We start from the raw sequence: 16,207 nt of genomic DNA on the forward strand, positions 1-16,207 counted from the left end.
TTGCACAATCACAAAGAGATATAGAGTGATATATGAAAAAGGTGATCATTTTTTTTAATGCCAACCCCAGCAAAGTCATTATCGTGCTTAAGGGCATAACGTCTGTACGCCAGACATATCCGGATGGTGAAGAAATAAATCTTCAGATCATGACTGCAAGCTTTCCGTCGTTGACGGGAGATCATAATTCTATCTATGTTGCTTCAGACAGGGAACTTACCTCTCAGGAAATATCTGATGCTGCCAAACAATATTTATAATATTTTCTGTCACTAGTCCGGTTAACAACACAGCATTTATTTCACTCAGAATGAGAAAAATTACAATCCATCATTATTAATGCCTGCAAAATGCAGGCTTTTTTACGACATTGCCCTTTAAATTTAACTATTCCGCATAATCGTGCTGCTCACTTTGCTCCCTCTGTTTCCGAAGAAAGTGTATCATCAACCTTCTTCGTTCCTGTGGTGATATGGATGTCCACGCAGGGCTGACGAAGTAAAGCCGGGTTCTTAATTGATTGATTTAGCGGTGCTATCCAATGAAAAAGCTGTTTGTGCAGTTTTATCTCCTGCTGTTTGTCTGCTTTCTGGTGATGACCATGCTGGTCGGGCTGGTCTACAAATTCACCGCAGAGCGCGCGGGCAGGCAATCCCTGGACGATCTGATGAAAAGCTCGCTCTATCTGATGCGTAGCGAGCTGCGAGAAATTCCTCCTCATGACTGGGCGCGCACGTTAAAAGAGCTGGATCTGAATCTGTCGTTTGATTTGCGTATCGAACCCATGAAGGATTTTGACTTAGCGCCGCCTGCGATGCAGCGTCTGCGCGACGGAGACATCGTCGCACTGGACGAGAAATATACCTTCATTCAGCGTATTCCGCGCAGCCATTATGTTCTGGCCGTCGGGCCAGTGCCCTATCTCTATTACCTGCACCAGATGCGCCTGCTGGATCTCGCTCTGCTGGGCTTTATTGCCATTTCGCTAGCTTTACCTGTGTTCATCTGGATGCGACCGCACTGGCAGGACATGCTGAAACTGGAATCCGCCGCACAGCGTTTTGGGGAGGGTCATTTAACTGAACGCATACATTTCGACAGCGGTTCCAGTTTTGACCGGCTCGGTATTGCCTTCAACCAGATGGCCGATAACATCAACGCACTGATTGCCAGCAAGAAGCAGCTGATCGATGGTATTGCGCATGAACTGCGCACTCCGCTGGTACGCCTGCGTTATCGCCTGGAGATGAGCGAGAACCTCACCGGGGCGGAATCGCAGGCGCTCAATCGGGATATTGGCCAGCTTGAAGCGCTGATTGAAGAGCTGCTGACCTATGCCCGCCTCGATCGGCCTCAGACGGAGTTGCACCTCAGTACACCGGATCTCCCCGTCTGGCTACAGACGCATATTAACGATGTGCAGAGCGTTAACCCTCAGCGAAAACTGCTGACAGCCATTACCCCCGGCGCGTACGGCGCACTGGACATGCGCCTGATGGAACGCGTGCTGGATAATCTGATGAACAACGCCATGCGCTACAGCGAAACGACGCTGCGCATAGGTTTAGATTTGCAGGGAAGCCAGGCGATTCTGTGTGTGGAAGACGATGGCCCCGGCATTGAGCCGGCGGAGCGTGAAAAAGTTTTTGAGCCGTTTGTGCGCCTCGATCCCAGCCGCGACCGGGCTACCGGCGGCTGTGGTCTGGGGCTGGCTATTGTCCGTTCTATTGCCCAGGCGATGGGCGGTTCGGTTCGCTGCGAAGCGAGCGAGCTGGGTGGAGCCCGGTTCGTCTTTAGCTGGCCGATCTATCACAATCTTCCCCTTCCCGTACCTGCCTGACCTAAACCGCACGCTGGCCTGACCCCGCGTGTTATGCTATATCAGTAGTATGTTGTAACTAATTAAGGGCTGCCATGGCAACTTACGATCTCATCGAAAGGCTTAACACCACATTTCGGGAAATAGAGCAGGCGTTACTGACCCTCACGGGGCAACTTCATGACTGCCGCCTGCTGGCCGCCCGCGTCTTTTCTCTGCCCGAGGTGGCGAAAGGCGCGGAGCACGACCCGCTGAACACCATTGAGGTGACGCAGCATGTTGGCAAGGCGGCGCTGGAAATGACGTTGCAGCACTTTCGTCGCCTTTTCATCCAGCAGCAGTCCGAAAATCGCAGCAGTAAGGCCGCCGTTCGCCTGCCCGGCGTCATCTGTCTGCAAACGGATGCCGCAACGCGTGAAGGAATTGAGGCGCAGATTACGCATATCAATACGCTGAAAGCCGCGTTTGAGAAGATTGTAACCGTTGAGTCCGGGCTGGTGCCGGCTGCCCGTTTTGAATGGGTGCATCGCCAGCTTCCGGGGCTTATCACCCTGAATGCTTACCGCACGCTGACGGTACTGCGCCATCCCGCCACGCTGCGCTTCGGCTGGGCCAACAAGCACATCATTAAAAATTTCACGCGCGATGAGATCCTGGCTCAGCTGGAGAAAAGCCTGAAATCGCCGCGAACGGTCGCCCCGTGGTCGCGGGAACAGTGGATTGAACGGCTGGAGCAGGAGTACCACAGCATTGCCTCCCTGCCAGCTGATACTCGTCTTAAAATAAAGCGTCCGGTGAAGGTGCAGCCTATCGCCCGCGTCTGGTACGCCGGACAACAAAAGCAGGTGCAATACGCCTGCCCGACGCCGCTGATTGCGCTCTACGATGCCGATCAGGGTGCGGTGGTGCCGGATATCGGGGAACTGCTGAATTACGATGCTGAAAACGTTCAGCATCGCTATAAACCCCAGGCGCAGCCGCTACAGCTGATTATTCCGCGGCTGCACCTGTATGTGGCGCAGTGATTATCTGAGGCTGCCCACCATCGCTTCCGGGCGGACCCAGGCATCAAACTCGGCGTCCGTCAGGTAGCCCAGCGCCAGCGCAGAGGCTTTCAGGGTAAGCCCCTCTTTGTGCGCTTTTTTAGCGATTTCGGCCGCTTTGTCATAACCAATATGGGTGTTCAGCGCCGTTACCAGCATCAGAGACTCATTCAGCAGCTGGCTGATTCGCTCGCGATTAGGCTCAATGCCCACCGCGCAGTGCTCGTTAAAGCTCTCCATGCCATCGGCCAGCAGACGAATCGATTGCAGTACGTTGTGGATCACCATCGGGCGATAGACGTTAAGCTCGAAGTTACCCGACGCGCCGCCCATGTTAACCGCCACGTCATTACCCATCACCTGACAGCACAGCATGGTCATGGCTTCGCACTGGGTCGGGTTCACTTTACCCGGCATAATGGAGCTGCCCGGCTCGTTTTCCGGAATGCTGATTTCGCCGATGCCGCAGCGCGGGCCGGAGGCCAGCCAGCGCACGTCGTTGGCAATTTTCATCAGCGAGGCCGCCAGCCCTTTCAGCGCGCCATGGGTATGCACCAGGGCATCACAGGTCGCGAGCGCTTCGAATTTATTCGGAGCGGTAACAAACGGCTGCCCGGTGATCTTCGCCAGCTCTTCGGCCACACGCACCGCGTACTCGGGATGGGTGTTTAAGCCAGTGCCCACCGCCGTTCCGCCGAGCGCCAGCTCCGCCAGATGCGGCAGGCTGTTGTCGATATGCTTAAGATTGTGCTCCAGCATCGCCACCCAGCCGGAGATCTCCTGGCCGAGCGTCAGCGGCGTCGCGTCCTGAAGGTGCGTACGACCAATCTTAACGATGTCGCGGAAGGCCTGCGCTTTCTCGTTAAGCGTAGATTTAAGCACGTTGAGCTGCGGGATAAGCTGCTCGCGGATAGCGATGACGGCCGCCACGTGCATGGCCGTCGGGAACACGTCGTTGGAACTCTGGCTTTTGTTCACGTCATCGTTCGGGTGGACCTTGCGCTCCATGCCGCGCACGCCGCCAAGCAGCTCGCTTGCGCGGTTCGCCAGCACCTCGTTCATGTTCATGTTGCTCTGGGTGCCTGAGCCGGTCTGCCAGATGGCAAGGGGGAATTCGTCGGGATGTTTGCCCGCCAGCACTTCGTCGGCGGCATTGATGATGGCGGTGGCTTTATCGGCATCCAGCAGGCCCAGATCCTGATTGACTTTGGCGGCAGCGCGTTTGGTCAACGCCAGCGCCTGGATTAGCGAGACGGGCATTTTCTCTGTCGAAATGCGGAAATGCTCCAGCGAACGCTGGGTTTGTGCGCCCCATAGCTTGTCGGCCGGGACGTCGATGGCGCCCATGGAGTCTTTCTCGCGGCGATGCATTGTCATTACTTACTCCTTGATAACAAAGATGGGATTGCTCACATGCTTAAGAGATAAGTATTGATGACTTCTGAGAAACGTTATGGCGCTTTGTGCGCTCTTTTTGATGTCGGGTGGTGGCTGCGCCTTACCCGACCTACGAGAATGCAGGCCGGGTAAGCGTCAGCGCCACCCGGCAATTTACAGAATTACTTCACACACGCCGAACACTGGGAAGACTGGATCTGTTTGAAGAAGTCGTTACCTTTGTCATCCACGAGGATGAACGCCGGGAAGTCTTCCACTTCAATTTTCCAGATCGCTTCCATACCCAGTTCCGGGTACTCCACGCACTCAAGGCTCTTGATACTGCCCTGCGCCAGCACCGCTGCCGGGCCACCGATGCTACCGAGGTAGAAGCCGCCGTGCTTGTGGCACGCGTCCGTCACCTGCTGGCTGCGGTTGCCTTTCGCCAGCATGATCATGCTGCCGCCGTTTGCCTGCAACTGGTCGACGTAGGAGTCCATACGGCCCGCCGTGGTTGGGCCTAACGAGCCGGAAGCATATCCATCAGGCGTTTTTGCCGGGCCTGCGTAGTAGATCGGGTGATCTTTAATGTACTGCGGCAGCCCTTCGCCGTTGTCCAGGCGCTCTTTCAGCTTCGCATGGGCGATGTCGCGACCCACGATAATCGTCCCGTTCAGGGAAAGGCGCGTTGAAACCGGATACTGCGAAAGCTGCGCGAGGATCTCTTTCATCGGACGATTCAGGTCTACGCGAACCGCTTCCCCCTCGCCCGCTTTACGCAGTTCTTCAGGAATATATTTGCCCGGGTTGTTCTCCAGCTTCTCGATCCAGATGCCGTCGCGGTTGATCTTCGCCTTGATGTTGCGATCCGCCGAGCATGAGACGCCCATGCCCACCGGACAGGAAGCACCGTGGCGCGGCAGGCGGATCACGCGAATGTCATGCGCGAAGTATTTGCCGCCAAACTGCGCGCCCAGGCCCAGATTCTGCGCTTCGGCCAGCAGTTCCTGCTCAAGCTGCACGTCCCGGAACGCCTGACCATGTTCGTTACCTTCCGCTGGCAGGCCATCGTAGTATTTGGTTGAGGCCAGCTTAACGGTTTTCAGGGTGCTTTCGGCAGACGTACCGCCAATCACAAACGCGATATGGTACGGCGGGCAGGCCGCGGTGCCGAGGGTGCGCATCTTCTCGACCAGATAATTCTTCAGCTTGCCCGGGGTAAGCAGCGCTTTGGTTTCCTGGTAAAGATAGGTTTTGTTGGCTGAACCGCCGCCTTTGGCGATGCAGAGGAATTTGTACTCGTCACCGTCGACGCTGTAGAGGTCAATCTGCGCAGGCAGGTTGGTGCCGGTGTTCACCTCTTTGTACATATCCAGCGCCGCGTTTTGCGAATAGCGCAGGTTGTCTTCGGTGTAGGTATTGTAAACGCCGCGCGCCAGCGCCGCTTCGTCACCGCCGCCGGTCCAGACGCGCTGGCCTTTTTTACCGGTGATAATCGCCGTGCCGGTGTCCTGGCAGGTCGGCAGAATGCCTTTCGCGGCGATATCAGAGTTACGCAGGAATTGCAGGGCAACGTACTTATCGTTCTCGCTGGCTTCCGGATCGCTAAGGATATCAGCAACCTGCCGCTGATGCGCCGGACGGAGCATAAAGGAAGCATCGTGGAAGGCTTGCTGCGCCAGCAGCGTCAGCGCCTGCGGGTCAACTTTGAGGATCTCCTGCCCTTCAAACTCAGAGACAGAAACGTAATCGCGGGTTAACAGGTAATACTCGGTCTGATCCTGACTGAGGGGGAAAGGATCCTGATAATGGAAGGGTTTATTCGACATTGTTCTCTCACTTACTGCTTCGGTCTGTTTATTCAGGGCAGATGTTCCGCTGCCCGGCTTAAAAGCGAGTCAGCTTATCCTACACAATTTTTTAACAAAAACTGAGACTAGTACGACTTTTTACATCCGCAGGTTACTTCCATTCGGTTTATTGCTTTAATACGCGGAGTTAATTCCACATATGAATCAGGGCTTGATAATGCAAAAACTCATCAACTCAGTGCAAAACTACGCCTGGGGAAGTAAAACTGCGTTAACGGATCTCTACGGTATCGCCAACCCGGACAACCTGCCGATGGCAGAGCTGTGGATGGGCGCGCATCCGAAGAGCAGCTCAAAAATTGAAGATGCCAGCGGCCAGGTTCGCAGCCTGCGTGACGTCATCGACGCCGACAAAGCCGCACTGCTCGGCGATAAAGTGGCGAATCGTTTTGGTGAGCTGCCGTTTCTCTTCAAGGTATTGTGCGCCGACCAGCCGCTCTCCATTCAGGTTCACCCGAACAAAAAAGCCTCTGAGCTGGGCTTTGCCAAAGAAAATGCCGCCGGTATTCCGTTAGACGCCGCAGAGCGTAACTACAAAGATCCTAACCACAAGCCGGAACTGGTTTTCGCCCTTACCCCTTTCCTGGCGATGAATGCCTTCCGCGAGTTTTCCGAGATCATCTCCCTGCTGCAACCGGTCGCCGGGGCTCACAACGCGATCGCCCATTTCCTGGAAAACCCGAACGCAGAAGCCTTGAGCGAGCTGTTTGCCAGCCTGCTGAATATGCAGGGCGAGGAAAAATCCCACGCGCTGGCGGTGCTGAAAGCCGCGCTGAACAGCCAGCAGGGTGAGCCATGGGACACCATTCGCGTAATTTCCGTGTTTTATCCGGACGACAGCGGCCTCTTCTCTCCGCTGCTGCTGAACGTGGTGAAGCTCAACCCGGGCGAAGCAATGTTCCTGTTCGCTGAAACCCCGCACGCCTACCTGAACGGCGTGGCGCTGGAGGTGATGGCTAACTCCGATAACGTACTGCGCGCGGGCCTGACGCCAAAATACATCGACATCCCTGAGCTGGTTGCCAACGTGAAGTTCGTGGCAAAACCTGCTGCGGAGCTGCTTACGCAGCCGGTGAAAAACGGCGCAGAGCTGGACTTCCCGATTCCGGTTGACGATTTTGCCTTCTCGCTGCATGACCTCAGCGCAGACGAAACCGCCATTGCACAGGAGAGCGCCGCGATCCTGTTCTGTGTGGAAGGCGAAGCGACGTTGCATAAAGATAGCGAGCGTCTGGTGCTCAAACCGGGTGAATCCGCCTTTGTCGCGGCCAACGAGTCGCCTGTCCGGGTGAGCGGCACCGGTCGCCTGGCGCGTGTTTTTAATAAGCTTTAGGGACTTACTGAATTTTTTAACAACTCTTGCTAAGCTAGTAACAGGCGTTGTAACACCAGGCGGTTTTAACCGCCTGGTTTCATTTTAGGGATAATCGCAATGAAAAAATCGGTCGTAGCGGTAGGAGTGATTGTTGCTTTAGGCGTGATCTGGACGGGTGCTTCCTGGTATACCGGGAAACAGCTGGAAAGCCGTCTGGCAGAGATGATGACGCAGGCAAACAGCGAGATTAAGCGCAGCGCGCCTGAAGCAGGTCTGGAGCTGAGCTACCAGAACTACCAGCGTGGCGTGTTTACCAGCCATATGCAGGTGGTGGTGAAGCCGGTTGCGGGTAATCAGAACGCCTGGCTGAAACCGGGCCAGAGCGTGGTGCTGGATGAAGTGGTCAGCCACGGTCCGTTCCCGCTGGCGCAGTTGAAAAAGTTTAACCTGATCCCCTCCATGGCATCCGCCAGAACCGTACTGGTGAATAACGAGGTGACGAAGCCGATTTTCGATATGGCGAAAAATGAGTCGCCGTTTGAGATCAATACCCGCATCAGCTATGCCGGTGATACGCATTCCGACATCGACCTGAAAGCCCTGAATTACGAACAAGGCACCGATAAAGTCGCCTTCAGCGGCGGTAATTTCCAGCTTGATGCCGATCGCGACGGCAAGAATGTCTCCCTTACCGGCGATGCCGCCAGCGGCCTGGTGAATTCAGTCAATGAATATAACCAGAAGGTTCAGCTTACCTTCAACAACCTTAAAGCCAGCGGCAATAGCCGTATGACCGATTTTGATGAGCGTATCGGCGACCAGAAACTGAGCCTCGATAAGATCGCCATTGCGATCGAAGGCAAAGAGATGGCGGTGCTGGAAGGCATGGATCTGGACGGTAAGTCTGACGTCTCCAAAGACGGTAAAAGCATCAACACCCAGCTGGATTACAGCCTGAAAAGCCTGAAAGTACAGAATCAGGATCTGGGTACCGGTAAGCTGTCTCTGAAAATCGGCAACATTGACGGCCAGGCGTGGCATGAATTCAGTCAGAAATACAGTAAAGAGAGCCAGGCTCTGCTGACCGATGCCGCCCTGCAACAGAACCCGCAGGCGTACCAGCAGCAGGCGATGACGGTGCTGTTTAATAACCTGCCGATCCTGCTGAAGGGCGAGCCGGTGATTACCGTTGCGCCACTGAGCTGGAAAAACGGCAAAGGCGAAACCAACTTCAACCTGTCGCTGTTCCTGAAGGATCCGGCCGCTGCGACCGGCGAACCTCAGACCCTTGCCCAGGAAGTTGATCGCAGCGTGAAGTCGCTCGACAGCAAGCTGACTATCCCGATGGATATGGCGACCGAGTTCATGACGCAGATTGCGAAGCTGGAAGGTTATGGTGAAGATGATGCAGGCAAACTGGCAAACCAGCAGGTGAAAGGCCTGGCGGCGATGGGCCAGATGTTCCGCATCACGAAGGTGGAAGACAACACCATTTCCACCAGCCTGCAATATGCTAATGGCCAGGTGACGCTCAACGGCGACAAAATGCCGCTGGAAGAGTTTGTCGGTATGTTTGGTATGCCGACGCTGGGCATGCCGGCACCGGCTGAACCGGCAGCGCCGCCGGCAGTACCGCAGCAGTAAACGAAAACCCCTCGCATGAGGGGTTTTTTATTGCCGGGTGGCGCTGACGCTTACCCGGCCTCCGATCCTGAGTCGTTGCAGGCCCGTGCAAGCAAAGCGTTTACTTCACCGTCACTAACCGTGCAGCCACAATCTGATGCCCGGCCTGCACGTCCGTATTTTCAATGCGCTGCATGATCCTGTCTGCCAGGGTGTACCCCATCTCACGAGCCGGCGTCGTCGCCCAGACGATGGGGAGATCGTCTAACGCATTTTCACCGACATCCGCAAATGCCCCCAGCGCCACCTGATGGCCGAAGAACGTTTCTACCCCGCCCTCACCGCTCTGGCGTCCGGCTCGGATCAAACCGAACCACGCCCCCATCGCAATGACGTCGTTATAGCAAATCACCGCGCTGATCGTCGGGCTGTTGCGAAGCAGCGTGCCGATGGCTTCCGCGGCTTTTTTCTGGCTGGATTCACACTCCACCACCCATTCGCTGTGAAACGGCAGGCCGTATTTGATGAGCGTGGAGCAGTAACCGCCCACCCGCTCGGCACGCGTCAGGGACGAGCTTTTACCGCCGAGCCAGGCGATGCGCTGATGGCCGCGATGAATAAGATGCTCGGTCAGCATTTGCGCGGCCTGCATGTTATCTGGCCGAAGGGTATCGGCTTCGTCGAGATAGCTGGCGCGCGAGGCAAACACCAGCGGTACGCCTTTCTGCGCCGCGCGCTCACACAATTCACTGCCCACGCCGGACGCGCCGGCCACGATCACCCCATCCACCCCTTGCGTCAGCAGCATATCCAGCCTGGAGAGCAGCTGCTCCGGTTCGCGCCCACCGTGGAGCAGGAAAACCATTCGCCCCTGCGCTTCAAGCGCCTCGGTAAGCCCGGCGGTCAGTTCTGCATAAAACGGCGACGTGAGGTCGCGAACGATCAGCCCTATCACCCCGCTTTGCCCACCGCGCAGCGCCGACGCCTGGCGATTACGCACAAAGCCTAACTGCTCAACGGCCTCGTTGACGCGCTGACCCGTTGCAGGAGAGATGCGCCCCTTCCCGCTCAATACCAGCGAAACGGTGCTGACGGAAACCCCCGCCGCCAGCGCGACATCGTTGATGGTGATCTTTTTCGCTACAGCCATGTGGTGGCGTGACTCCTTGATAATGAGATCGCTAAAACGTTTTATCAATACGTTATCTTTATACTACCAGTAAAAGCCTGAGAATGTGATTTAGCGCGCACTAAAGTTTGATAAAACGTTTTATCTTCTCGCCCCATCGAGGTCGTTAAATCTCTTTCTACCATTTAAGGAGTCGTTTTATGACGACGAAAGCAGCACAAAAAATATCGCTGTGGGAGTTTTTCCAGCAACTGGGTAAAACCTTTATGCTGCCCGTGGCGCTTCTCTCTTTTTGCGGGATCATGCTGGGGATCGGCAGCTCGTTAAGCAGCCACGACGTCATTACCCTGATCCCTTTCCTCGGAAATCCGGTACTTCAGGCGATCTTCATCTGGATGAGCAAGGTCGGCTCTTTTGCCTTTAGCTTCCTGCCGGTAATGTTCTGTATCGCCATTCCTCTGGGTCTGGCGCGCGAAAATAAAGGCGTGGCGGCGTTTGCGGGCTTCGTTGGCTATGCGGTCATGAACCTTGCGGTTAACTTCTGGCTGACTGCCAAAGGGATCCTGCCCACGACCGACGCGGCGGTACTGAAAGCCAATAACATTCAGAGCGTGATTGGTATTCAGTCCATCGATACCGGGATCCTTGGAGCCGTGATCGCGGGGGTGATTATCTGGATGCTGCACGAGCGCTTCCACAACATCCGCCTGCCCGATGCGCTGGCCTTCTTCGGCGGGACCCGCTTTGTGCCAATCATTACGCTGGTTGTGATGGGTCTGTTTGGTCTGATCATCCCTCTGATTTGGCCGATTTTTGCCATGGGGATCACCGGTATCGGCCGCATTATCAACGGCGCGGGTGATTTCGGCCCGATGATTTTCGGTACGGGTGAACGTCTGCTGCTGCCATTTGGTTTACAGCACATCCTGGTTGCCCTGATCCGCTTTACCGAAGCCGGCGGTACCATGGACGTTTGCGGTCATTCCGTTAGCGGTGCGCTGACCATCTTCCAGGCCCAGCTGAGCTGCCCGACCACTCACGGCTTCTCTGAAAGTGCGACGCGTTTCCTCTCTCAGGGTAAAATGCCTGCCTTCCTCGGCGGCCTGCCGGGCGCAGCGCTGGCGATGTACCACTGTGCCCGTCCGGAAAATCGTCATAAAATTAAAGGTCTGCTGATCTCCGGCGTTATTGCCTGCGTGGTGGGCGGTACGACAGAACCTATCGAGTTCCTGTTCCTGTTCGTAGCGCCGGTACTGTACCTCATCCACGCCGTACTGACGGGCCTGGGCTTTACCGTGATGGCTGTGCTCGGTGTGACCATCGGTAACACCGACGGTAACGTGATTGACTTCGTGGTCTTCGGTATCCTGCACGGTCTGTCCACCAAGTGGTATCTGGTGCCGGTTGTGGCCGCCATCTGGTTCGCGGTTTACTACGGGATCTTCCGCTTCGCCATCACCCGCTTTAACCTGAAAACGCCTGGCCGCGATACCGATACGGCCACCAGCGTTGAACAGGCGGTAGCCGGCACCATTGGGAAATCCGGATATAACACGCCGGCTATTCTGGCGGCGCTGGGCGGTGCGGATAATATTACCTCTCTGGATAACTGCATCACCCGCCTGCGTTTGTCGGTGGCGGACATGTCCAAAGTGGATACCAACGCACTTAAAGCTAACCGGGCTATTGGCGTAGTACAGTTAAATCAACACAATTTGCAGGTCGTCATTGGCCCGCAGGTACAGTCAGTGAAGGATGAGCTGGCAACCCTGATGCGAACCGTCGAAGCCTGATGCCTCGCCCCCCTCGTCATGAGGGGGTTTTACTTTACGGAGCACCGTCATGTTTGATTTTTCTACCGTCGTGGATCGACACGGCACCTGGTGTACCCAGTGGGATTATGTCGCTGACCGTTTTGGCGCTGCCGACCTGCTGCCCTTCACCATCTCTGATATGGATTTCGCCACCGCCCCCTGCATTACCGATGCGCTGCACCAGCGAATAAACCACGGGGTGTTTGGCTACAGTCGCTGGAAAAATGACGAATTTCTGGCCGCCGTGGCGCACTGGTTCCGCCAACGCTTTAACAGTCAGATTGATACCGAAACCGTGGTGTATGGGCCGTCGGTCATTTATATGGTCTCGGAGCTGATCCGCCTCTGGTCCTCGCCTGGCGACGGCGTGGTGGTCCATACCCCGGCTTACGATGCCTTTTATAAAGCCATCGAAGGCAACCAGCGTACCGTTGTTTCCGTGCCGATGCAGAAAACAGCGCATGGCTGGGAGGGCAATATGGCCGCGCTGGAAGCGGCGCTGTCAAAACCGGAAAACAAGGTGCTGCTGCTGTGTAGCCCGCAAAACCCGACCGGCAAAGTCTGGACGCGGGAAGAGCTGACCACAATGGCGGCCCTGTGTGAACGTTATGACGTAGCGGTGATCAGCGACGAAATTCATATGGACATGGTATGGGGCACGCATCGTCATACCCCGTGGAATGAGGTTGCGCGCGATAAATGGGCGCTGCTGACCTCGGGTTCCAAAAGCTTCAATATTCCGGCTCTGACGGGTGCCTGGGGGCTTATCGCCGATGACGCCAGCCGTAACGCCTATCTGAATGCATTAAAAGGTCGGGACGGACTCTCTTCCCCTTCCGTGCTGGCGCTGACCGCGCACATTGCTGCCTACCGACATGGAGAACCCTGGCTGGACGCGCTGCGGACCTATCTCGAAGAAAACCTGTGCTACATTGCTGACGAACTGAATACTGCATTTCCGACACTCAACTGGCAACCGCCCGAGGCCACCTATCTGGCATGGATCGATCTCAGCCCGCTTGGCATTGATGACAATACGCTGCAAAACGTGCTAATTGATCAGCAAAAAGTGGCCATCATGCCGGGATATACCTATGGGGATGAAGGTAAAGGCTATGTGCGTCTGAACGCTGGCTGTCCGCGTAGTAAGCTTGAACAGGGCGTTCAACGCCTTATCGCTGGCATCAACACTCTGCTGTAAATCATTTGCGCAACGGAATATTCCCTTGCGCAAATAGCTTTTTACCCCGTTTTGTTTTTATAATATGGCGCACTTTAACCAGCAAAGAGTGCGACCATGATTGATACACGCCTGCCTTTAACTGATATTCATCGCCACCTCGACGGAAACATTCGTGCCCAAACCATTCTCGATCTTGGTCGCCAGTTCAATTTAACCCTCCCTGCCGAAACGCTTGAAACCCTGATCCCGCATGTTCAGGTCACGTCGAACGAACCGGATCTGGTGAGTTTTCTGAGCAAGCTCGACTGGGGCGTGAAGATGCTGGCCTCGGTCGATGCCTGTCGCCGTGTCGCCTTTGAAAACATCGAAGATGCCGCGCGTAACGGCCTGCACTATGTCGAACTGCGTTTCTCCCCGGGCTATATGGCGATGACCCACAACCTCCCCGTAGCGGGCGTGGTTGAAGCGGTCATTGAAGGCGTGCGTGAAGGCTGTAAAACCTTTGACGTTCAGGCGCGTTTGATCGGCATTATGAGCCGTACCTTCGGTGAAGCGGCCTGTCTTCAGGAACTGGAAGCATTACTGGCGCATCGCGACCAGATCACCGCCATTGACCTGGCCGGTGACGAGCTGGGCTTCCCGGGCAGTCTGTTCCTGTCTCATTTCAACCGCGCACGTGATGCAGGATGGCATATTACCGTTCATGCGGGCGAAGCTGCGGGGCCGGAAAGCATCTGGCAGGCCATTCGTGAACTGGGTGCGGAACGTATAGGTCATGGCGTGAAAGCCATTGAAGATCGCGCGCTGATGGATTTCCTCGCCGAACAACGTATTGGAATCGAATCCTGCCTGACCTCCAATATTCAGACCAGTACAGTAGCGTCGCTGGCGCAACACCCGCTGAAAACCTTCCTCGAACACGGGGTGCTGGCTTCGCTGAACACGGACGATCCGGCGGTTCAGGGCGTGGATATTATTCACGAATACAACATCGCCGCACCACAGGCCGGGCTGAGCCGCGAGCAGATCCGTCAGGCGCAAATCAACGGGCTGGAGATCGCCTTCCTGACGCCTGAAGAGAAACAGGCGCTGCGCGATAAAGTTGTTCAGTAGTCCTCTTTACTGCCGGGTGGCGCTGCGCTTACCCGGCCTACGAAAGCGTTTGGCACTTATGCCAGACAGAGCGTTGCGCGATGTTTGGCAGATTCGATCCCGAGCTCGATCAGCTCCATAATCTGGATTGCCTGGCTTGCGGGAACCGGATTTTCACCTGAACCGTTCAGCGCGTCACGAATGGCGGCGTAATACGCTGGATAGTTCCCCGGCAGGGTCAATACCGTCTCTTCAACCAGTACCTCACCCTCCGCACGCGTCACCACCCCGTCGCGCATGTCGTAGCCCCAGTCCTCCTGCGGTAAGCGTTCGCCATTTTTGAGGCGCTCTTCCTGCGGATCCAGGCCGAACTTCACATAGCTGCCGCGCGCCCCGTGAATGATATAGCGGGCCGATTCCGCCGCCGCAAGCATTGTCCCGTGCAGCACAATGCGCCGCTGCGGATAACTCAAAATGGCATGGAAATAGTCGGTGGTCTGCGCCCCCGGCCTGAGCTGCGCTAAATCGACCGTCATGCTCACGGGCAAACCAAACAGATGAACGGCCTGATCGAGAAGATGCGGCGCTAAGTCATACCAGATGCCGCTACCCGGTCCCGCCTGCTCGCGCCAGCGATCTCGCACCTGCGGACGATAACGATCGAAATGCGACTCAAAAAAAGCAATTTCGCCGAGCGTGCCTTCGTTTATCAGCGCCTTAACCGTCAGGAAATCGCTGTCCCAGCGCCGATTGTGAAAGACCGATAATAACCGACCCAGACTTCGCGCCAGCGCATCCAGCTCGCGCGCCTGTGACAACGTCACGGTGAAGGGCTTATCGACAACAACATGTTTCCCTGCCTCCAGCGCCGCTTTCGCCAGGGGGAAATGAGTGTCGTTAGGAGTTGGAATGATAATAAGGTCAATATTAGGATCGTTAAACAGATGCTTAGGCTCCGTTACCACCGGCACGGCTGGCCAGTCGGCGCGGACCTTAGTCTCATCGCTGCTTGTGATAGCCGCCAGTTCCATTCCCGGCGTGCCGGCAACCAGCGGAGCATGAAAGGTTTTGCTTGCGTACCCGTAGCCAATAAGACCGACGCGTATGTTTTCACTCATCGTTTGCCCCCTCGCTGTGCGCTTATTTATCACTGGCCTTGTGCTTAACGCACAGATTAATAATGTGCCCTGTGAGTTAAAATAGCATCTCGCGACAGCGTTTTTTGTTACCTCGCATTAAAGTGTGTATATGGATTCGAGGAATCGTTCCCAAAGCGCTTGCTCTGGCGAAAAGGGCGCTGTAACATTTGTAATCTGTATTTATGGATAAATTACAAACACAAATTATGTCGTCAATAATTAATCGAATCATTGAATTAGCGGGATGGATTGTCCTTGGGGTTTCAGTCGTGTTGCTCGGCATTGCCAGCCATATCGATAACTACCAGCCGCCGGAGCCTGTTACTGTCGCACAACAAAAGTAAGCCGTGTCGTCATAAAGCGTGACACATTACGTCATGGAACGTATTGCCAGCCGTAATGAACGGGGTTACCCTTCTCTTCCAGGCATCTGCTGATGCCTGATTCTTCGCAAAGAAAACTCCTAATTTCGTCGCGTTACCCGAGTGGACAGTTTACGTCTTTATTAATCCGTTTATTATTCGAACGCATTACCTTTATGGGTATTACCCTTTTATATGGAAACTTATTAATATGACAGTTCAGGACTATTTATTAAAATTTCGCAAGATCAATTCCCTTGAAAGCCTGGAAAAACTGTTTGACCATCTGAACTACACGCTGTCGGATAATCAGGACATCATCAATATGTACCGCGCTGCTGACCATCGTCGCGCCGAACTGGTCTCTGGCGGTCGTCTGTTCAATGTGGGGGAAGTGCCTAAATCCGTATGGCGTTACGTTGTATAAGAAAGTAGCCTTC

The 16,207-nt window shown here is 55.3% G+C and carries 14 protein-coding genes; 10 read left to right on the top strand and 4 right to left on the bottom strand.

What is annotated here, in order from left to right:
• Positions 1-32 precede the first annotated feature (32 nt).
• The 3 genes from SK58_RS14165 (at position 33) to tus (ending at position 2,844) form a co-directional block, all read left to right on the top strand.
• A complete protein-coding gene (locus SK58_RS14165; protein ID WP_017384578.1) occupies positions 33-260 on the top strand; it encodes a hypothetical protein in 228 nt (75 codons plus the stop codon).
• Positions 261-541: 281 nt separating this feature from the next.
• On the top strand, positions 542-1,840 hold the full coding sequence (gene rstB, locus SK58_RS14170; protein WP_023303638.1) for a two-component system sensor histidine kinase RstB: 1,299 nt from the start codon (positions 542-544) through the stop codon (positions 1,838-1,840).
• 74 nt (positions 1,841-1,914) lie between these two features.
• The gene (gene tus / locus SK58_RS14175; RefSeq protein WP_045911672.1) at positions 1,915-2,844 is read left to right on the top strand and encodes a DNA replication terminus site-binding protein; all 930 of its coding nucleotides are present in this window, start codon (positions 1,915-1,917) and stop codon (positions 2,842-2,844) included.
• On the opposite strand, the gene fumC is transcribed toward tus, so the two are convergent.
• Positions 2,845-4,239: a class II fumarate hydratase gene (gene fumC / locus SK58_RS14180; RefSeq protein ID WP_017693543.1), complete on the bottom strand. Its 1,395-nt coding sequence runs from the start codon at positions 4,237-4,239 to the stop codon at positions 2,845-2,847.
• A gap of 182 nt (positions 4,240-4,421) precedes the next feature.
• Positions 4,422-6,068: a class I fumarate hydratase FumA gene (gene fumA, locus SK58_RS14185; protein ID WP_045911671.1), complete on the bottom strand. Its 1,647-nt coding sequence runs from the start codon at positions 6,066-6,068 to the stop codon at positions 4,422-4,424.
• Between the two features lie 199 nt (positions 6,069-6,267).
• Here fumA and manA point away from each other — a divergent pair, with 199 nt between their 5' ends.
• Positions 6,268-7,443 (top strand): mannose-6-phosphate isomerase, encoded by a 1,176-nt coding sequence (gene manA / locus SK58_RS14190; protein WP_032648147.1) that lies wholly within the window; start codon positions 6,268-6,270, stop codon positions 7,441-7,443.
• A gap of 99 nt (positions 7,444-7,542) precedes the next feature.
• Entirely contained in the window at positions 7,543-9,069 is a 1,527-nt protein-coding gene (locus tag SK58_RS14195; protein WP_023296462.1) for a YdgA family protein, read from the top strand.
• A 100-nt stretch (positions 9,070-9,169) separates the two neighbouring features.
• On the opposite strand, the gene SK58_RS14200 is transcribed toward SK58_RS14195, so the two are convergent.
• The gene (locus SK58_RS14200; RefSeq protein ID WP_017384586.1) at positions 9,170-10,198 is read right to left on the bottom strand and encodes a Mal regulon transcriptional regulator MalI; all 1,029 of its coding nucleotides are present in this window, start codon (positions 10,196-10,198) and stop codon (positions 9,170-9,172) included.
• A gap of 179 nt (positions 10,199-10,377) precedes the next feature.
• Between SK58_RS14200 and malX the strand changes: the two genes are divergently transcribed.
• The 3 genes from malX (at position 10,378) to add (ending at position 14,287) form a co-directional block, all read left to right on the top strand.
• Positions 10,378-11,970, top strand: coding sequence for a maltose/glucose-specific PTS transporter subunit IIBC (gene malX / locus SK58_RS14205; RefSeq protein WP_015570659.1), 1,593 nt, complete (start codon positions 10,378-10,380; stop codon positions 11,968-11,970).
• Between the two features lie 49 nt (positions 11,971-12,019).
• Complete coding sequence (locus SK58_RS14210; protein ID WP_033487087.1) at positions 12,020-13,192, top strand: MalY/PatB family protein; 1,173 nt, start codon at positions 12,020-12,022, stop codon at positions 13,190-13,192.
• 96 nt (positions 13,193-13,288) lie between these two features.
• Complete coding sequence (gene add / locus SK58_RS14215) at positions 13,289-14,287, top strand: adenosine deaminase (RefSeq protein WP_033487089.1); 999 nt, start codon at positions 13,289-13,291, stop codon at positions 14,285-14,287.
• A 56-nt stretch (positions 14,288-14,343) separates the two neighbouring features.
• Here add and SK58_RS14220 read toward each other — a convergent pair whose 3' ends face one another.
• Positions 14,344-15,384, bottom strand: coding sequence for an oxidoreductase (locus tag SK58_RS14220; protein WP_032648137.1), 1,041 nt, complete (start codon positions 15,382-15,384; stop codon positions 14,344-14,346).
• Between the two features lie 239 nt (positions 15,385-15,623).
• On the opposite strand from SK58_RS14220, the gene blr reads away from it, so the two are divergent.
• Both blr and ydgT read left to right on the top strand, forming a co-directional pair.
• The gene (blr, locus tag SK58_RS14225; protein ID WP_151884424.1) at positions 15,624-15,749 is read left to right on the top strand and encodes a division septum protein Blr; all 126 of its coding nucleotides are present in this window, start codon (positions 15,624-15,626) and stop codon (positions 15,747-15,749) included.
• A 229-nt stretch (positions 15,750-15,978) separates the two neighbouring features.
• Entirely contained in the window at positions 15,979-16,194 is a 216-nt protein-coding gene (ydgT, locus tag SK58_RS14230; RefSeq protein ID WP_000217941.1) for a transcription modulator YdgT, read from the top strand.
• Positions 16,195-16,207 lie beyond the last annotated feature (13 nt).

This window comes from Enterobacter sp. BIDMC93 (assembly GCF_001037805.1).
In the GTDB taxonomy this organism is placed as follows: Bacteria; Pseudomonadota; Gammaproteobacteria; order Enterobacterales; family Enterobacteriaceae; genus Enterobacter; species Enterobacter hormaechei_C.